The following is an 18506-nucleotide window of genomic DNA, read 5'->3' on the forward strand; positions in this document are numbered from 1 at the left end:
CTGGCAGTAAGCCGGGATCAGTACATCGATCGCCTGTTGACCGGGTTGGCGGGCACCGGCTTCCAACGCGGAAAATATCCACGATGACCGTCTCTGGCGTGTCAGCCGTTTTCGGCTGAACGACCTGGGGCATGACAAGATCGCCTTGGGCGATCACCCGCTTGAAGTCGACCGCCTGTTTCGGCCAATGGGCAACTCCCATCTTTTCCAGAAGCTGCCTGACCGAGTCGCGACCGTCCGTCATCGTCGGGTTTAAGTTGCAGCATGGATGTCTCCCTGGTTGCGTCGGTGTCAGGTCAGTGCGCGCGCGACGAGGACCGTATCGACATACTGCCGCATGCGGATGATCTTGCCGTCCCGCAGTTCGTAGAGATGAGCGAAGGGGGCCGTCATGGATTTTCCCGTCGCCTTGTATGTACCGGAATACACGCCGAAGGCCGCCACCCGGTCGCCATCGGCAATGAAACTGTGCACGGCGGCGTGGTATCCGGTCCACTCCGAGCCGAGCCGCTTGAAAACACCCTGCATCAGGGCCTCGACGCCGATATAGGTGCCGGCATAGGGAAACCCTTCCGCCTCGGTCCATTCGATGTCGGCGGAAAGAACGGCCAGCAGATTGCGGCCGTTCTCCTCGGAAGTTCCCTCGTAGGTTCTACGGATCAAATCGAGGTTCGTCGCCATCTCAGCCCCACTTCATCTCGCCCTTGGCGACCTTGGATCCGACATCGAGGGCGACGCCCATACCGAGGCCGGGGAAGCGGGCCTCCATGGCCGCCTTCAACGCGGCGCTGTCTGCCGCCTTGCCCAGTTCTTCCTCGAAGGTGATGAGATAGGACTTGGTGAACTCCACCGCCGAAGGACCGATCGCGGCATCGGGGGCCATGTGGCCAGGCACCACGACAGCGGGCTTGCGGGCGGCAATCGCGTCCAGCGTCTTGATCCAAGCGGCGCGGCTCTCCCTGGTCTGCGTGTCGGCGGTCCAGACATGAACGCCCGAGAAGATCATCACTCCGCCGAAAACGGCATTGAGCGACGGCACGAACAGATAGCGGCGGTTGGCCAATCCTTCTTCCGCATTGACGATCTCGACAGTCTCGCCATCGACGGTCAGCGTTGCGCCGTCGAATGCCTCGGGGAAGACGATGTCGGACAGCGCCTGCGGGCCATTTTCCTTCAATTGCGGACCCCAGACGGCGAGCTTCTTCTCCACATTGCCCTTGATGGCTTCCAGCGTGGCGGAGGCGGCGATCACTTTCGCCTCCGGGAAGGCGTCCCGCACCGGCTTCAGGCCGAAGTAGTAATCGGGATCGGACTGAGTGACGTAGATGGTGGTCAGCTTCTTGCCGCTGGCCTTGATGGCATCGGCGAGCGCTTTGCCGTCCGGATAGGTGAAGCCGCCATCGATCAACAGGGCTTCGCTCGGCCCCGACAGCAGCACCGGCGCACGGAAGAAGCCGTTTGGACCCGCCGGGAAGTGTTTCCAGCCAAGCTTGGCGCCGGCGGCTCGGCCGCTGTCGATGGGAGCGAAAGCGGCGGTTGCGCCGAGGGCCAATGAGGTCTTCATGATCTGTCTCCTCGTGAACATGGAATATCTCCGTTGAATGAAAGGGATCGGATGCGGCTGCGCACCCGCCGGCCGCAGGACGGACGGTGGAACGGCACGGTAGGCTCTTTGGATTAATCAATAAATTGGCTATAATAATACAAACTGTATGTTGAAAGCTTACAATGAGCCTTCGTGGTGGAATCGATAAACCTCAATCGCCTCGCCTATTTTGCCACGGTGGTCGACGCGGGTTCCTTCACCCGCGCGGCCGAGCGGCTCGGCATCACGAAAACAGTTGTCAGCCAACAGGTCGCGCGCCTTGAGGCTGAGCTGCGAACCACGCTTCTCGTGCGCACGACGCGAAGGGTCGAGCCGACGGAAGCAGGCCGTCTTCTGCATGCACGCTGCGTTCTGATCCTGCGGGATGTCGAAGAAGCGATCGCCGAGGTTGGCGAGGCCAACGCCGAGGTGGCCGGTGTGCTGCGTGTTTCCGCGTCCAATGATTATGGCGCGATCGTGCTGGCCCCGATCGCCGCCCGCTTTCGCCAGAAATTTCCTGCCTGCGGCGTCGAACTGCTCATTTCCGATGCCATAATTGACTTGATCGACAACAAGATAGACCTGTCCATCCGGGTCGGCTGGCTGGAGGACTCCAGCCAGCAGGCGCGCCGCATCGGCACCTTCCGGCAAATCCTGGTCGCGTCGCGGGATTTCGCCGCCGGGATCAGAGTAGACAAGCCAGAAGACCTTTCTTCCTTACCGCTCGTTGCCAATGCCGTGCTTCGCAAGCCGTTCACCTGGAACTTCACCCGAGGCGGTTTCGAGCCGCGCACCATCACCCTGCGCGAGGCATTCTCCATCAACTCGACGCCGGCTGTGCTGGAAGCGACGCTCGCCGGGGGCGGACTGGCAGTTCTGCCGGACTATCTGGTCGTCGACCACCTATCGCAAGGCCGCCTCGTCCACGTGCTCCCCGACTGGGTGCTGCCCTCCGGCGGCATTCACGTGGTCTATCCGGCAGCGCGCTTTCGCCCGCAAAAGGTGACGCAATTTGTGTCCATGCTCACAGAACACATCCGGGATTGAGAGCAATGGCTGCCGGTCGATAAGCGCTAGTTGTTGTGGAAGAACCGCCGGCGGAAATGCCGGTCATTGTCCGGCCGCTTACAGTTGTAGACCGGGCAGGACTTTGTGTCGGCGCTCGGCACGTAGGCCCGTGTCCTCACCTCGCCCATGCTGCAGAATCGCTGGCTCTGTACATAGCGGTCGTAGAGCGGCAGCCCAGGCACCCGCTTCGACTGATAGCGCAGGATGACGGCCCCTTGCCGAGCGATCGTCCCCTGAACCTTGCCGCAGCTCATACGCGTCGGGTCGTAGCGCGAGATCGCCTGCGCCTGAGCGGCGACAAGCGTGAGGCAGGCGGCAAGCAGAATGATTTTCATGGTCGTCTCCCCTGATCCGCCGCTCGAGAACAGCGTGATCTGCCGCAACGTTTTCAGCAGATTGGGGCAGCCGTTGGGCAGCGCTCGATCACGGCTTTCTCACGCAGTCTTGTATTTTATGCGAAACCAGCCTATATGCCTTCCATTGATATTTCGGCCGATCGATCCGGGCCTCGCGATCTTCGCGTTTGCTGACGTCTATCTCCAAAATCTCGATGCACACCGGCTGGACTTCGGTCCGGTCAATCTAAAGCAAATGTTGAAGGACTATCTAAAATGGCAACAGGAACGGTCAAGTGGTTCAACGCCACCAAGGGCTTCGGCTTCATTCAGCCTGACGCGGGCGGCGCGGACGTTTTCGTCCATATCTCCGCTGTCGAGCGTGCTGGACTGTCGACCCTGGTCGAAGGCCAGAAGATCAACTTCGAGATCGAGCAGGACCGCCGCACTGGCAAGTCGTCCGCTGGATCTCTGAGCAAGGCAGCCTGATTTTGCGAAGTGCGCGCGCCGGGCGAGAGCTCGGGGCGCGCGGCAAGTCACGGATGTACTGACAGTCGCGCGAGAAGCGCGCTGGAGCGGAAAGACCCGACAAGCTGGATCAGCAGATAGCTGCCAGCCCGGACCCGACGCTCCCGATCAGGCTACCAAGCATGGAAGGCGGGATTTATCCCGCCTTTTTGCTGTCTGGAGATCGGCGCCGCAGGCGATACGACCACCGGCGTTACTTACTCCACCCAATCGATCGGCACATGCCCCGGATCGGCCTCTACCCGGCCAAGCCAGGCCGCCACCGCCGGATAGGCGTCGAGCTGGAAACCACCCTGCTCCGCCGTATGCGTATAGGCATACAGCGCGATGTCGGCGACGCTGAGCGTGCTGCCGGAAAAGAAAGCATTGTTTTCCAGATGCCTGTTCATCACGCCGAGCGCCTTGTTGCCGCGCTCCAGCGTCACCGCCAGCCGCTCCGGGGTCGCATCCCCGGCACGTTCGGGGAAGGTCAGCAGCGCCTTGCGCACGGCAATGTAGGGCTCGTGGCTGTATTGTTCGAAGAACAGCCATTGATAGGCGAGCCCACGCTCATACCTGTCCGCCGGCAGGAAGCGTGTGCCTTCGGCGAGATAGAGCAGGATGGCGTTGGATTCGGCCAGCCGCCGGCCATCGTCGAACTCGAGCAGCGGCACCATGGCGTTCGGGTTCTTGGCGACAAAATCGGCTTTGCGTGTGTCGCCTATGTGCGAACTCACCTCGACATTGGTAAAGGCAAGGCCAAGCTTCGCCATCAGCAGGCGCGGCTTGTAGCAATTGCCGCTGTCGATCATGCCGTACAGTATCATGGCTGTCCCCGGAGCACTGTCTCCGCGCGATTATCGCAGCGGCGGCGGTCTCAACCAATGATTTGTTTTGGTACGACGATCAGCGCCGCTGATGCAAAGCGTCCAAGGACGCTCACGGCACCAATTGTCGGCATGCCCTAGCCAAAGAGGGGCACGACCTTGCTGTCCCGGCCCAGCAGCGCATCGACGACCAGCGGCTTTTCCTCGAATACCGTGCCGGCAAGCGCGGGACGGGCGAGGAGAAAACCCTGCAGCAGGTCGACGCCGCCTTCGAGCGCGACGCGCAGATGGGTGGGCTGCTCGATGCCTTCGACCAGCACCTTGGCGCCGCGGTCATGCAGGCTGGAAACCAGCGGGCGGAAGAACCGTTCGGCGGCAGCGTGGCGGCAGAACTCCGCGAACCAAGTGCCGTCGATCTTGACGATGTCGGGCTTGAGCAGGCTCACCCGCTCCTCGGTCGAGTGCCCGGTGCCGAAATCGTCGATGGCGATGCGGATGCCGTCGCGCCGCATTTCGCGCACCAGCCGCGTGAGAAGCGCATCGTCGGCCGCCTGTTCGGTGATTTCGCAGACCAGCATGGCCGACGCCAGGCCGAACTCGCCGAGATGCCTGGTCATCAGGCGAATTTCGGCCAGTGCCCGCCCGGCATGGTCGTTGATCAACGGGTTGTAGTTGAAGAACAGGTCGAGGCCGTCGACGCCGATGTTGCGGAAATTCCTGAGATGCAGCGCCCGGCACATGGTTTCCACAAACAGCCGGTCCGAGACGGCAACGCTTTCAAAGAATACCTTCGGCGCGCCGGGGCGGCCGGCACGGTGCGGCTCGATCAGGGCTTCGGCCGCGACCGCGTGAAGGAACCGGCCGCGCGGCGCGAAAATCGGCTGGTAGGCGCTGCGCAGCCGGAACTCGCCATATATGCCGTATTCGATGCCGACTTCGTCGACCTGGATCGCATCGCCGACATTGCGCCGCCGATCATCTCTCATGTCGCCACCCGGCGCCCGAAGGCCTTGACCGGCCGCGCCGAAGGCGTTGCCACGGCAGGAGCAGACGTGTCGACTGCAGCAGCGACAGGCGCCTGTCTGGCCTTGCCGAAGACGCCAAAGCTGGTCGGCGCCAATTCGGGCCGCGCCAGCACGAAACCCTGCACCATCGACGCACCCGATTTCTCGGCGAGCTCCAGTTGCCAGCCCTCCTCGATGCCTTCGAACACCGTATGGATGCCTTGCTCCTCGAAGTTCTTCACCATGGTGGTCAGCAACGCGAAGCCGGCGCCGGACTCCATCAGCTGCGTGATCCAGTAGGCATCGAACTTGACGATATCCGGCTTCAACTCCTTGACCCGATTGATGTCGGAATCGTCGGCGCCATAATCGTCGACGGCGATGCGAAAACCGTTGGCCCTCAGTGCCGCGACGAAGCCGTGCAAGGCTTCCTGCGACGCCGACCGCTGCTCGGTCACCTCGCAGACGACGCGGCGCGGATCGATGCCGGCCTCGTGCAGCACGAGCCGCATGTCGCGCAAGGCAGCGTCGGCAACAGTGCGTTCGGTGAACACTGACGGGTCGAAATTGACGAAGATCGACGCTTCCCGCGGCAGGCAGGCACCGGCGTTCAGAAGATGCAGCGTCCTGGTCAGCGCCTCGATATGCAGGCGGTCGGCGGCCGGGCAGGTCGAGAAGAAATTCATCGGCGATTGCGGCTCGCCGTCGCGGAACGGCCGGATCAGCCCTTCGAACGCGACCACCGATAGCTTGCCTTCCTTGAAAGCGAAGATCGGCTGGAAGGCGCTTTGCAGCGTGTAGATGCCCCAGACACCGGTGGAGGTGCCGTCGTCCTGGCGGATGATGTGGGCAAGCCCGACGCTGCGCGACACGGTTCCTCGCTCCGCAATTGGTCTGTGATCCTGCCACTCAAGCCTCTACCGCTCGTTAATGAATTTATTGTTGCCGACCGGGTCCCGATCACGGCTCCTTGAGACCTGGATCAGCCGACAATGCTTGCGTTGCGCGAAATCATGCGACATGAGAAGCGCCGCGGTCGCTCCTGGCCGCGCCGATCTTCCATGGAGACGTCAAGCTCATGGCCTTTCTTGCCGACACCCTTTCCCGCGTGAAGCCTTCCGCCACCATCGCGGTGACGCAGAAAGCGCGCGAGCTGAAAAATGCCGGCCGTGACATTATCGGGCTTGGCGCCGGCGAACCGGATTTCGACACGCCAGACAACATCAAGAATGCGGCGATTGAGGCGATCCGCCGTGGCGAAACCAAGTATCCGCCGGTTTCGGGCATCGTGCCGCTGCGCGAGGCGATCGCGAAAAAATTCAAGCGCGAGAACAATCTCGACTACAAGCCCGAGCAGACCATAGTCGGCACCGGCGGCAAACAGATCCTGTTCAACGCCTTCATGGCGACGCTGAACCCCGGCGACGAGGTCATCATTCCTCGCCCCTACTGGGTCAGCTACCCCGAGATGGTGGCGATCTGCGGCGGCACCTCCGTGTTTGCCGACACCTCGATCGACGATGGCTTCAAGCTGACCGCTTCCGTGCTGGAAAAGGCGATCACGCCGAAGACCAAATGGCTGCTGATGAACTCGCCGTCGAACCCGTCGGGCGCTGCCTATACCGAGGCCGAACTGCGCGCACTGGCCGACGTGCTGTTGAGGCATCCGCATGTCTGGACGCTGACCGACGACATGTACGAGCACCTGACCTATGGCGATTTCGTCTTCAAAACCATCGCCGAGGTCGAGCCTAAGCTCTACGAGCGCACGCTGACCATGAACGGCGTGTCGAAAGCCTATGCAATGACCGGCTGGCGCATCGGTTATGCGGCGGGTCCGGTTCAACTGATCAAGGCGATGGACATGATCCAGGGTCAGCAGACATCGGGCGCCTGCACCATTGCGCAATGGGCATCCGTCGAGGCGCTGAATGGCCCGCAGGATTTCATCGCCAAAAACAAGGCGATCTTTCAAGGCAGGCGCGACCTTGTCGTGTCGATGCTCAACCAGGCACGCGGCATCACCTGTCCGTCGCCGGAAGGCGCCTTCTATGTCTATCCCTCCTGCGCCCAGCTGATCGGCAAGAAGACCAAAGCTGGCAGGCTGATCGACACCGACGAGACCTTCTGCTCGGAACTGCTCGAAGCCGAGGGCGTCGCGGTGGTGTTCGGCTCGGCCTTCGGCCTTGGGCCCAACTTCCGCATCTCCTACGCGACCTCGGAGAGGCTTCTGGAAGAAGCCTGCACACGCATCCAGCGTTTTACGGCTTCGCTGACCTGACCGACGCACTATGAACGCGAAAAACCCCGAAGGTTGTATCCAACTTTCGGGGGTCAGTTCATCACCGCCGTTTTTAATGGGTCGTCAGCCTCACGCCTCGTGCTTGGTCTCTTTGGCAGAGCGCGCCTCGGCCGGCGCCAACACGGCAACCAGCAGTGCGGCGGTGAGGAACGCGCCGATCGCTGCCATCAGCATCGCGGCGTGGAAGCCGCCGGCATAAGCGGCAGCATAGAGTTCATGCACGCGGCTTTCGCCCATCGCCGCATCGGTTGCGAAATCATGCCGCGAAATTGCAGCACGGGCCATCGCTTCCGCGTCGGCGACACCGGCATCGCCGAGATACCCGGTCAAAAGGTTGGTCGCCCGCATGCTCATCAAGGCGCCGAGCAAGGCGATGCCGATGGCAAGACCGCTCTGGCGGGTGGCATTGATGACCGCCGACACCATGCCCGAGCGTTCGCGCGGCGCATAGGACATGGCCGCGGCGCTGCCGGTTGGAATCGCCAGCGCATTGCCGAGGCCGCCAATGGCGAACAGAAGACACAGCATCGCGTAGGATGTCGAAGGGACGGCCCAGCACATGCCGAGCATGGACAGACCGATAGCAACATAGCCGATGGTCATCAGCGCGGAGTGACCATAGCGCGCGCTCAGCCTGCCGATCCATGGCGACACCACGATCTGGACGATGAAAGCCGGCGCCATGCGCAGGCCGGTCTGCGTCGGCGACCAGCCCTGCACCTGCTGCAGGAACATCGAGAAGAAGAAGACGCTGGAATAGGAGGTGAAGCCGAGCGCGAACGAAGCGACATTGGCGACGGCGAAGCGAACGTCACGGAACAGGCCAAGCGGCAGCATCGGCCGTGCCGTGCGCGCCTCGAAGCCGAGGAAAGCAGCCAGGCCGACGACGCCGGCGATGAGCGCCGCGACCGTCCTTGGCTCGCCCCAGCCATTCTCGCCGGCCGAGATCAGGCCAAAGGTCAGCGCCCCCAGCCACAGGATGCTGAGAGCCAGACCGACGAGATCGAGATGGGCATGTTCGGGATGCGCCGTCTCGTTGATCGAAGCAGCACCGAGCGCGATCGTGATCAAGCCCAGCGGCAGGTTGATCAGGAAGATGCTTTGCCAGCCGACGGTCTCGACCAGGATGCCACCGAGGACGGGACCAACGAGCAGAGAGATGGCAGCGAACGACGCCCAGCCGCCAATGACGCCGGCGCGCTGGCGCGCATCGGGAAAGGCCTGCGTCAGGATCGACAGCGCGCCTGGAATGAGCAGCGAGCCGGCGATGCCCTGTACCACTCGGCCGGCCAGTAGCACCGGCAGATTGGGCGCGACGGCGCAGATCAGCGAGCCGGCCACGAAGATGCCGACGCCGGCCAGCCACGAGCGCTTGCGGCCGTAGCGGTCGCCGATCAGGCCCGACGACAGCATGAAGGCGGACAGGCACAGCGTGTAGGCGTCGACCACCCATTGCAGGCCGCCGAAATCGGTTTGCAACGCCTGCTGGATGGTCGGCAGCGCGACATTGACGATGCTGACGTCGAGCAGAGCCACGAACGAACCAAGATAGACAGCGGCGACCAGGGGCAAACGGTGCTTTGACATGGCTACGTCCGGACGTGAGTTTCGCAATCATCACTGACCGACGGTCAGTTGAAGGGGCGGCATGGCGCTGTCGATCCGGCGATTGAGCATGGCCTGCGCCACGATACGGGACTCGCCGCGAGTCGCCCTCTTCTAAAAATGTAGCGGCTGGAAGAGAAGCCGGCTTCCTGCGGACTGAGCATTCAGCCGCCATATTGTTCCGATGTCACCCCCTCCAGCCAATCGGCATGGACATCGTCGAGCGCCTCCTGCATCGCGATATGCGTCATCGCCGATTTCGGCGCCGCGCCATGCCAGTGTTTTTCGCCAGGCGCGAACGAGATGACGTCGCCGGCCCTGATCTCCTGGACCGGGCCGCCCCACGTCTGGGCAAGCCCGGCGCCCACCGTCACGTAAAGCGTCTGGCCAAGCGGATGCGTATGCCAGTGGGTGCGCGCGCCCGGCTCGAAGCTGACCAGCGTGGCCCGCAGCCGCGCCGGCGCCTCTTTCTCGATGATCGGCGTCTGCAGCACCCGGCCGGTAAAGTATTTTTCCGGTGCGATGACGGTCGGCACGCTGCCGCAGGCAATGATCTTCATGGGTCGATGGTCCTTCAAACAGCGGGCGACGGATCGCCTGTTTTCAGTTTCGGCCGATATCGGTCGACGTGCAACAGCTTCCGGCTGCCAGCCCAGCATATGATCCGCACGGTCCACGGCCGAGCAAAGGGTTTCTATTTTTCTTGCCCTGCCGGCAAACAAGTGGGACGATGGCTTTGGGCAGGTGGCACTTGAAAAGAACCCGCCCGCGACGGTCGAACAGGCCGGCCGCCGCTCAGGACCGATTGACCAAGCCTGAACCATACATGCCAGTCGGTCCTACGGGAAACGCCTGAGTGGAGGTCAGTCATGGGTACTCGCGCCGGAGGACGACGCACGGGACCGAAATGCATTGCCATAGTCGGTCCCTTCGCAAGCGGTAAGACGACACTTCTCGAAGCCATATTGGCCCGTACGGGCTCAATTCCCCGACAAAATCCCGTTTCATCAGGTAACACCGTTTCAGATCATTCGCCCGAGGCGCGCGCCCACGCCATGAGCGTCGAGGCGACGGTCGCCACAACCGAATTCATGGGCGAGCAGATCACCTTCGTCGACTGTCCCGGTTCCATCGAATTCTCCTTCGAGGCCGAGCCGGTGCTGGCCGCCTGCGACCTCGCGGTGGTCGTAGCCGAGGCCGACGAAAAGAAGATCCCTGCCCTGCAACTGATCATGCGCAAGCTCGACGATCTCGGCGTGCCGCGCATTCTGTTCCTCAACAAGGTCGACAAGGCAATCATCGGTGTGCGCGACACGCTGAAGATGCTGCAGCCGGCCAGTGCCGTGCCGTTGCTGCTGCGCCAGATTCCGCTGCGCAAGGACGGCGTCGTCATTGGTTCGATCGACCTGGCGCTGGAGCGCGCCTACATCTATCGCGAATATGCCGAAAGCGAGGTGGCGCAGATTCCCGGCGACGACAAGGCGCGCGAGCTCGAAGCGCGTTTCTCGATGCTGGAAACGCTGGCCGACCATGATGACCAGTTGATGGAACAGCTGCTCGAGGAGATCGAGCCGCCCAAGGACGCGATCTTCGACGACCTCGCCGCCGACCTGCGCGACGGTGCGGTGATCCCGGTGCTGATCGGCACCGCCGAGAAAGGCAACGGCGTGCTGCGCCTCCTGAAGGCGATTCGCCACGACGCGCCCGACATCGAGGCGACCCGCAAACGGCTCGGTGCACCCGACGGCGCGGCTACCCTGGTCCAGGTGATGAAGACCATCCACACCTCGCATGGCGGCAAGCTGTCGGTGTCGCGCATCCTCTCCGGTCAGGTCGTCGACGGTTCCGAACTCTGGCTCCCCGGCGGCGACACCGCCAAGGTTTCCGGCATCTACCGGATGCTCGGCAAGGACCAGTCCAAGCTCTCCATCGCCAAGGCCGGCGACACGGTGGCACTGGGCAAGCTGGACGAGGTCAAGACCGGCCAGACGCTGAGCTCGGCCAAGGGCGGCACCAAGCCGCTCGTCCAGTTCGAGCCGCCGCAGCCGGTCTTCGCCTTCGCGCTCCGCCCCAAGGAGCGCAAGGACGAAGTGAAGATGTCGGCTGCCATCCAGCGGCTGGCCGAGGAGGACCCCTCGCTCAGCCTGCGCCACAATCAGGACTCGGCCGAAACCGTGCTGTCGGGCCATGGCGAGATGCATCTGCGCGTGGTGCGCGAGCGGCTGGAAGGCAAGAACCAGATACCGGTCGAAGGCCATCCGCCGGCGGTGCCCTATCGCGAGACGATCCGCAAATCGGCGCAGCAGCGCGGCCGTCACAAGAAACAGTCCGGCGGCCATGGCCAGTTCGGCGACGTGGTGATCGAGATCAAGCCGCTGCCGCGCGGTTCCGGCTTCCAGTTCACCGATACAATTACCGGCGGCGTCGTGCCCAAGACCTACATCCAGTCGGTCGAGACCGGGGTGCGCGATTATCTGAAATTCGGGCCGCTGGGCTTTCCGGTCGTGGATGTCGCAGTCAACCTGTCGGACGGCTCCTATCATGCGGTCGATTCCTCCGACATGGCCTTCCAGATGGCGGCCAGGCTGGCGATGAAGGAAGGCATGGCCGCGTGCTTGCCGGTGCTCCTGGAGCCCGTGATGAAGGTCGAGATCGTCACCCCCTCCGACGCCACCTCGAAGATCATCGCTCTCATCCCGCAGCGGCGCGGTCAGATCCTCGGCTACGACGCGCGGCCCGACTGGCCGGGATGGGATGTCGTCGAGGCAACCATGCCGCAAGCCGAGATCGGCGACCTGATCATCGAGTTGCGCTCCGCGACCGCGGGCGTTGCCAGCTATCGTGCCGTCTTCGACCACATGGCCGAACTCACCGGCCGTCTGGCCGACGAGGCGATGAACACCAACGGCAAGGCTGCCTGATGGCGTGGCGTTCCTCTCGAACCTGATTCGGGGGAACAAGAGAAAACGACGTCCGGCGGGGCCGGACGTCGTTTTGTTCGCGGACCGTTTCCTTGGGAGGTAAAACGTCAGGTCCGCCGCATTTGGTACCGCCGAGTTCGGCGGAAAAACGGTTCGGACGCGGTAGCCGCCTGAGCCCGGGCCGTACGAGTGATGCCCCCATCTCCCGTCCGAACCACACCGCGTCCTATGATCTACATAGCAGGTCGCGGGCGTCCGGGATATGTTACCAGAGGTTACATGTCACCGTTACGTGGCAATTGTGATGGAATTTTTGGCCGGCCCAGCAGGACACAGGCAACAAAAAAGCCGGATCAATGAAGATCCGGCTGAGTTTGATTGGAGTGCCTGTTAAGGCTAACCTCCAGAGGGGAACACTCGAGGGCGCTAATGGGAGGAGAACGCGCCCAGGAGATGATCTATATATGTGCTCATCATGCCCAAGAAACAAGCATCTATTTTGCAACACACACATGCAAAAAGACGCAGGCTGTGGTCTAACCCATTCCAGAAGCCAATAGGACCAGCAAAATCGTCGAAATGGAGCGCTGAATCGGGCAATTGCAACTACAGAATCGCTAATCTCGGCTGGCTTTCGGCTCGAAATGCCAAAACTGGGCACTGATGTGGAAGCGGGCAGCAGGCGTGCATTTCTAAGGCAATCGGGGAGGAAGCAGCCAATGCGGACGTTTTCGGCGATCGCGGGCAGTGCGGCCTTCTTCGTCGCGGCGCCCTGCGTGGTTGCCGCGCTGGTGCCCTGGCTGTTGACCGATCGCTGGGGCTTGCCGTGGTCTGGTCTGCCGGGCTTTGCCCCTGTTGGCGGGCTTCTGATCGTCGCCGCAGTCGCGGCACTCCTGCATGCCTTCGGCCGTTTTGCGCGCGAGGGCCTGGGCACACCCGCACCGGTCGCCCCGACCGAGAGGCTGGTGATCGGCGGCATCTACCGCCATGTCCGCAACCCGATGTATGTCGCCGTGCTGTCGATCATCCTCGGCCAGGCGCTGCTGTTTTCGAGCTGGGCGCTTGTCGCCTATGCAGTCATCGGCGCGATCGTCATGGGCTCTTTCGTGCGGTTCTACGAGGAGCCGACCTTGGCTCACCGCTACGGCGCCGAATACGACACCTACCGCCGCAACGTCCCGGGCTGGCTGCCTCGACTGTCGCCCTGGCGTGGTTGAGCCACCGTCGCAGGGCGCGTTGAGATTCAGGTCAGGCCGAGTCGAGAATGGTGGCTGCCGAGAACCGGAGCGGAGCGTACTTAAGTACGTGAGCACAGTTCTACCGCGATGCGGTAGACGGGGAAGCGCAGGAAGCGGCCATTCGCGGGCCGGCCTCACTTGAATATCGGCATGCCCTCAGAAGGACCAGCTTCGGGCCTTGGCGATGATGAAGTCCCGGAACACATGCAGCTTGGCCTGGTTCTTCATCGCGTCGGGATAGGCGAAATAGGTGTCGAAAGACGGCACCTCGGTCTCCGGCAGCAGCTGCACCAGATCGGAGTCCTTGCTGATCACATAGTCGGGCAGCATGGCGATGCCGGCACCGCCCTGCACCGCACGCTTGATCGACAATATGTCGTTGATCTGCAGCGTCGGCACCCTTTGTCCGCCTTCGAAATCACCGACCGTTTCCAGCCAGTTCAGCTCCGACAGATGCGACGGCACCGGCACGCCGAAGGTGACGATGCGATGGGCCTTCAGCTCGGCGACGGAAGACGGCTTGCCATGCTTGGCGACATAGGATGGGGCCGCGTACAGGTGGAAATGCACGGTGAACAGGCGGCGCTGGATCAGGTCCGGCTGCTGCGGCTGGCGCAGCCGGATGGCGCAATCGGCCTGGCGCATGGTGAGATCGAGTTCCTCGTTGGCGAGGATCAGCTGCAGGCTGATTTCGGGATAGAGTTCGATGAATTCCTGCACCCGCTCGGTCAGCCAGCCGGCGCCCAGCCCCACCGTCGTCGTCACCCGCAGCACGCCCGACGGGCGATCCTTGGTCTCGGTCAGCCGGGACTTGATGGTCTCCAGCTTCATCAGCACGTCATGCGCCGTGCGAAACAGCATCTCACCCTGCTCGGTCAGCACCAGCCCGCGGGCGTGGCGGTTGAACAGCGGCACGCCGACATCATGCTCGAGCGCGCTGACCTGCCGCGAGATCGCCGATTGCGACAGATGCAATGTCTCGGCCGCATGGGTAAACGACCCCGCCTCCGCCGCAGCGTGAAACACGCGTAGCTTGTCCCAGTCCAACGCCATGATTCCCCTCGTTCTGTTTTGGCGTCTGAATGAAAAATCAGGCTTTTACACGGCGTTTCTAAGCCGCTCTCTGAACTCTCTACTCGGCCGCTTCGCGATGCACTTCGATGCCGGCCAGATACTTCTCCGCCTCGAGCGCGGCCATGCAGCCGAGCCCCGCCGCCGTCACCGCCTGGCGGTAGATATCGTCGGTCACATCGCCGGCCGCGAACACGCCCGGCACATCGGTGCGGGTCGAATCCGGCGCCGTCCACAGATAGCCGTTCGGCTTCTGCTTGAGCTTGCCGGCAAACAGTTCAACCGCCGGCGCATGGCCGATGGCCACGAACACGCCGTCGATCTTGAGGTGCGACACCTCGCCGGTCACCGCATGCTTGAGCTTCAGCCCCTCGACCGAGGGCGGCAGTGGCGTCTTGCCGGGCCGACCGGTGATCTCGTCGACGATCGTGTCCCAGATGACGCGGACATTGTCCTTCTTCAGAAGCCGCTCGCGCAGGATACGTTCGGCGCGAAAGTCGCTGCGCCTGTGGATGACCGTCACGCTCTTGGCGAGATTGGACAGATAGAGCGCCTCTTCCACCGCTGAATTGCCGCCGCCGATCACCGCGACATCCTTGCCCCGGTAGAAGAAGCCGTCGCAGGTGGCGCAGGCCGAGACTCCAAAACCCATGAAGTCCTGCTCGGTCGGGATGCCCAGCCATTTCGCTTGCGCGCCGGTGGCGATGATCAGCGCGTCGGCGGTGTAGGTGGTGCCGGAATCGCCCTTGGCACGGAACGGTCGCACGTTGAGATCGACCTCGGTGATGATGTCGTTGATGATGTCGGTGCCGACATGCTCGGCCTGTTTCAGCATCTGCTCCATCAGCCACGGACCCTGGATCGGGTCGGCGAAGCCTGGATAGTTCTCGACATCGGTGGTGATCATCAACTGCCCGCCCTGCTGCAGGCCGGCAACCAGCATCGGCTTCAGCATGGCGCGGGCGGCATAGACCGCTGCCGTATAGCCGGCCGGACCGGAACCGATGATGAGAACGGGCGCGTGCTTGGTGGTCATCTAAAGCCTCTGCGGAGGGCTGCCGGCAATTGCGGCAGGGAAAACTCGATCATTGTCGCGCGTAATGTAAGTGTTGCCCACGACGCCAGCAAGGCAAGTTGGAGTTCGTCCCCGGAAAGCTTTGTCACACCTGTCGCCCGCTGATCCCGTGAAATATTCCGGGCGAAGGATGGAATGGACAGCGAAGTCGTTTAATTACAATCACGCAAGATTCTTGCGTATTGCCCCTGTGATCGAGAACCCCCATGCCGCTCAAGGCCGACCTCGACGCCATCGACTGGAAGATCCTGCGCGAATTGCAGGGCGACGGCCGCATGACCAATGTCGAACTGTCGAATCGCGTCGGCATTTCGGCGCCGCCATGCCTGCGCCGCGTCAAGCGCCTGGAGGAAGCCGGCATCATCCGTGGCTACCGCGCCTTGCTCAATGCACCAGCGCTCGGCCTCGATGTCGTTGCCTTCTGCCTCGTCGGCCTGCATCATCAGGCCGATGCCGAGCTGCGTATCTTTGCCGAGCGCACCCGCGGCTGGCCGATCGTACGCGACGCCTGGATGGTGTCGGGCGAATCCGATTTCCTGCTGCATTGCGTGGCGAGCGACCTCGGCGCCTTCCAGAGCTTCGTCATCGAGGAACTGACCTCGACCCCGAATGTCGACACGGTGCGAACCGCGCTCACCATTCGCCGGGTCAAGGACGAAGGGCTGGTCTCGTTCGCACAGCCTTGAGCCGGTTGAACCGCAGCGGGCTTTCGCCGATGCGGCTTGAGCGCCCCGCCATATCAGTGCCGCTTTGGCGTTCGATAGACTCTTCCGTGAAGCCGGATGTTCTGCCGTAGCCGTCTTGTTGGTTTCCTAGAGCAATTCCAGAAAAAGTGTGTAACGGTTTTCCTGGGGAAAGCGCATAGCGCTTTCGGGATTGCGTAAACAAGTGGCGCAGGGCAGCCCAATTCCGAGAATTGTGTGCCGTGGGGTGGGACGATGACTCGATTTTCTAGCCCGGTTTCGGCGCTGGTCATCTGCATGAACGAGGCCGATATGATCGGCGAGTGCCTGGAAAGCGTCGATTTCTGCGCCGAGATCATCGTCGTCGATTCGGGCTCGACGGACAGCACTCTGGACGTCGTCAATGGGTACATCGCCAAAGGCTACCCGATAAGGCTGTTTCACAACGATTGGCCGGGCTTTCCTCGTCAGCGGCAATTCGCGCTCGATCAGGCCACGCAACCATGGTGCCTTTCGATTGAAGCCGACGAGGCCATCGACGACGTGCTCAGGCAGTCAATCATGAATGTGACCCAGCTTGGGAGTGACGCCTTCGACGGATGGTACATCAGACGCCGCGACAAGCTGAAGGGCTATGGCTATGCGCACCGCTGGGTGCTTCACAACAGGCTGCTGCGTCTTTTCCGCCGCGACAAGGCCACGATGGACCTTAATCTGCGGGTCCATGAGTCGTTCGAGGTGCCAGGCGAAACCGGCACGATAGAAAATGGCGTGCTGCTGCATCGCCGCGAAATGACCATTGCCGAGGATCTGGCAAGAGCCAACACCTACTCCAGCCTCAAGGTTGCCACGCTGGTCGAACGAGCCAAGAAGCCCGGCCTGATAAGACTGGTGCTGTCGCCTCTCGGCAACTTCCTGAAGTTCTACCTGGCCAAGCGCTACTTCCTGTGCGGCCGGCACGGATTCGTCTATTCGATGCTGGTGATGCTGTATTCGTTCGCGACAGAGGCCAAGCTTTATGAAGCCTGGCGAGACAAAGATCGGATGTAAGCCGTCACGGCGCGCCCGAGGCGGTGCCAAGCGCAGCTATTGCGGCGAGCAGGCCGTCGAAATCCGCGCGGTCGCACCAAGGCCGAATTGTGAAGCCCGATCGGACAGCCGCTTGCCCATCTACCAGCCAGCCCTGCGCGAGGCCGGCGCGTTGTCCCGCCTCCATGTCGGACTCCTTGTCGCCGACGATCAGCGAACGCCGCAGATCGAGCCCGAGGCGCCCGGCCGCCTCCAGCAGCATACCCGGATTGGGCTTGCGCATCGGATGATCGGCGACCGCAAGCACACCGGTGCCAGCTTCGTGATAGGCGCAGGCGACGACCATATCGACGAACGCATTGTCGGCGCGCAGCAGCTCGAGCACGCGGCCGTTGACGGCAGCGAAATCGCCCCAGCCGAAATAGCCACGCGCGATGCCCGACTGGTTGGTGACGATGATGACCGGAATGCCGGCCCGGTTGGCGGCGGCTATCACCGCGGCTATGTCCGCGCGCAGCACCATTTCGGCAGGATCATCCGGATAGCCCGTATCGACATTGATGGTGCCGTCGCGATCGAGGAACAGCGCCGGCGAGCCGGCGGCGAACAGCCTTGAGCCGACCTGCTCGACCCATAGGCCAGGCTCCGCCAGCGGATAGCGGCCAGAGGTCGGGGGATCAGCCATTGCTGAGGCGCGCTTCGACCACCTCGCACAAATGATGGTAAAGGCACAGATGCCCCTGCTGGATGATCGGCGTCGAGGTCGACGGCACGTTGAGCAGGATATCGGACAGAGGCTTCAGCTTGCCGCCGGTGTCGCCGGTCATGCCGATCACCGTCATGTCCATCCTCCGCGCCTGTTCGGCGGCGGCAAGGATGCTCGGCGAATTGCCGCTGGTCGAGATCGCCAGGAGCACCCCGCCGGCGGCGCCATGCGCCTCGACCTGGCGCGAAAAAACCGTGTCGAATCCGTAGTCGTTGCCCCAGGCGGTCAGCACCGCTGCATTGGCCGGCAGCGCGATGACATTGTAGGCCTTGCGCTCCTTGAGAAAGCGGCCGACCAGTTCGCCGGCAATGTGGATGGCGTCGCTGGCCGAGCCGCCATTGCCGGCGATGAGCAAGGCTTTCCCCGACGAAAGCGCCGTCACCACGGCGCTCGCTGCCCGCCCCATCTCACCGGTCAGGTCCCGTTCGACCATGGCTGATATGGCAGCCGCGGAGCGGACAAGATAATCGTTCAACTCGGACATGAAACC

The 18506-nt window shown here is 62.6% G+C and carries 19 protein-coding genes; 7 read left to right on the plus strand and 12 right to left on the minus strand.

Annotation, left to right across the window (positions count from 1 at the left end):
- Positions 1-291 precede the first annotated feature (291 nt).
- Together NKJ04_RS21180 and NKJ04_RS21185 are read right to left on the minus strand one after the other, a co-directional pair.
- Entirely contained in the window at positions 292-681 is a 390-nt protein-coding gene (locus NKJ04_RS21180) for a nuclear transport factor 2 family protein (RefSeq protein WP_128303820.1), read from the minus strand.
- 1 nt (position 682) lies between these two features.
- A complete protein-coding gene (locus tag NKJ04_RS21185; protein ID WP_023809722.1) occupies positions 683-1585 on the minus strand; it encodes an MBL fold metallo-hydrolase in 903 nt (300 codons plus the stop codon).
- Between the two features lie 156 nt (positions 1586-1741).
- Here NKJ04_RS21185 and NKJ04_RS21190 point away from each other — a divergent pair, with 156 nt between their 5' ends.
- Positions 1742-2632, plus strand: a complete 891-nt coding sequence (locus NKJ04_RS21190) for a LysR family transcriptional regulator (protein WP_164892914.1) — start codon at positions 1742-1744, stop codon at positions 2630-2632.
- Between the two features lie 26 nt (positions 2633-2658).
- Here the strand turns inward: NKJ04_RS21190 and NKJ04_RS21195 are convergent, their stop codons facing one another.
- Positions 2659-2988: a hypothetical protein gene (locus NKJ04_RS21195; RefSeq protein WP_023809723.1), complete on the minus strand. Its 330-nt coding sequence runs from the start codon at positions 2986-2988 to the stop codon at positions 2659-2661.
- A gap of 276 nt (positions 2989-3264) precedes the next feature.
- On the opposite strand from NKJ04_RS21195, the gene NKJ04_RS21200 reads away from it, so the two are divergent.
- A complete protein-coding gene (locus NKJ04_RS21200) occupies positions 3265-3477 on the plus strand; it encodes a cold-shock protein (RefSeq protein ID WP_010910991.1) in 213 nt (70 codons plus the stop codon).
- A 236-nt stretch (positions 3478-3713) separates the two neighbouring features.
- On the opposite strand, the gene NKJ04_RS21205 is transcribed toward NKJ04_RS21200, so the two are convergent.
- The 3 genes from NKJ04_RS21205 to NKJ04_RS21215 form a co-directional block, all read right to left on the minus strand.
- Entirely contained in the window at positions 3714-4322 is a 609-nt protein-coding gene (locus tag NKJ04_RS21205; RefSeq protein WP_352677309.1) for a glutathione S-transferase family protein, read from the minus strand.
- A 137-nt stretch (positions 4323-4459) separates the two neighbouring features.
- Complete coding sequence (locus NKJ04_RS21210) at positions 4460-5308, minus strand: EAL domain-containing protein (protein WP_352677310.1); 849 nt, start codon at positions 5306-5308, stop codon at positions 4460-4462.
- Positions 5305-6198: an EAL domain-containing protein gene (locus NKJ04_RS21215; RefSeq protein WP_352677311.1), complete on the minus strand. Its 894-nt coding sequence runs from the start codon at positions 6196-6198 to the stop codon at positions 5305-5307. The genes NKJ04_RS21210 and NKJ04_RS21215 overlap by 4 nt, the downstream gene beginning before the upstream one ends.
- Positions 6199-6404: 206 nt before the next feature.
- On the opposite strand from NKJ04_RS21215, the gene NKJ04_RS21220 reads away from it, so the two are divergent.
- Entirely contained in the window at positions 6405-7607 is a 1203-nt protein-coding gene (locus tag NKJ04_RS21220; RefSeq protein ID WP_352677312.1) for a pyridoxal phosphate-dependent aminotransferase, read from the plus strand.
- 90 nt (positions 7608-7697) lie between these two features.
- Here the strand turns inward: NKJ04_RS21220 and NKJ04_RS21225 are convergent, their stop codons facing one another.
- Both NKJ04_RS21225 and NKJ04_RS21230 read right to left on the minus strand, forming a co-directional pair.
- The gene (locus NKJ04_RS21225) at positions 7698-9215 is read right to left on the minus strand and encodes an MFS transporter (protein WP_352677313.1); all 1518 of its coding nucleotides are present in this window, start codon (positions 9213-9215) and stop codon (positions 7698-7700) included.
- 182 nt (positions 9216-9397) lie between these two features.
- Positions 9398-9793 carry a (R)-mandelonitrile lyase gene (locus NKJ04_RS21230; RefSeq protein ID WP_023809730.1) on the minus strand — a complete coding sequence of 132 codons (396 nt, stop codon included), beginning with the start codon at positions 9791-9793 and terminating at the stop codon, positions 9398-9400.
- Positions 9794-10102: 309 nt separating this feature from the next.
- Here NKJ04_RS21230 and NKJ04_RS21235 point away from each other — a divergent pair, with 309 nt between their 5' ends.
- Positions 10103-12154, plus strand: coding sequence for an elongation factor G (locus tag NKJ04_RS21235; protein WP_352610420.1), 2052 nt, complete (start codon positions 10103-10105; stop codon positions 12152-12154).
- Between the two features lie 719 nt (positions 12155-12873).
- On the plus strand, positions 12874-13371 hold the full coding sequence (locus NKJ04_RS21240) for a methyltransferase family protein (protein WP_352677314.1): 498 nt from the start codon (positions 12874-12876) through the stop codon (positions 13369-13371).
- 177 nt (positions 13372-13548) lie between these two features.
- Here the strand turns inward: NKJ04_RS21240 and NKJ04_RS21245 are convergent, their stop codons facing one another.
- Both NKJ04_RS21245 and trxB read right to left on the minus strand, forming a co-directional pair.
- Positions 13549-14445, minus strand: coding sequence for a LysR family transcriptional regulator (locus NKJ04_RS21245; protein WP_023809733.1), 897 nt, complete (start codon positions 14443-14445; stop codon positions 13549-13551).
- Positions 14446-14524: 79 nt separating this feature from the next.
- Positions 14525-15499 (minus strand): thioredoxin-disulfide reductase, encoded by a 975-nt coding sequence (gene trxB / locus NKJ04_RS21250; protein WP_013530078.1) that lies wholly within the window; start codon positions 15497-15499, stop codon positions 14525-14527.
- Between the two features lie 245 nt (positions 15500-15744).
- On the opposite strand from trxB, the gene NKJ04_RS21255 reads away from it, so the two are divergent.
- Together NKJ04_RS21255 and NKJ04_RS21260 are read left to right on the plus strand one after the other, a co-directional pair.
- Positions 15745-16224 carry an Lrp/AsnC family transcriptional regulator gene (locus tag NKJ04_RS21255; protein WP_013530077.1) on the plus strand — a complete coding sequence of 160 codons (480 nt, stop codon included), beginning with the start codon at positions 15745-15747 and terminating at the stop codon, positions 16222-16224.
- Between the two features lie 252 nt (positions 16225-16476).
- Positions 16477-17271, plus strand: coding sequence for a glycosyltransferase family 2 protein (locus NKJ04_RS21260; protein ID WP_023809736.1), 795 nt, complete (start codon positions 16477-16479; stop codon positions 17269-17271).
- A gap of 4 nt (positions 17272-17275) precedes the next feature.
- Here NKJ04_RS21260 and NKJ04_RS21265 read toward each other — a convergent pair whose 3' ends face one another.
- Positions 17276-17935, minus strand: coding sequence for an HAD family hydrolase (locus NKJ04_RS21265; RefSeq protein ID WP_352677315.1), 660 nt, complete (start codon positions 17933-17935; stop codon positions 17276-17278).
- Entirely contained in the window at positions 17928-18500 is a 573-nt protein-coding gene (locus NKJ04_RS21270) for a D-sedoheptulose-7-phosphate isomerase (RefSeq protein WP_023809738.1), read from the minus strand. Before NKJ04_RS21270 ends, NKJ04_RS21265 begins: the two co-directional genes overlap by 8 nt.
- Positions 18501-18506: the final 6 nt, after the last annotated feature.

It is taken from the genome of Mesorhizobium sp. M0618, from assembly GCF_040320765.1.
Lineage (GTDB): Bacteria > Pseudomonadota > Alphaproteobacteria > Rhizobiales > Rhizobiaceae > Mesorhizobium.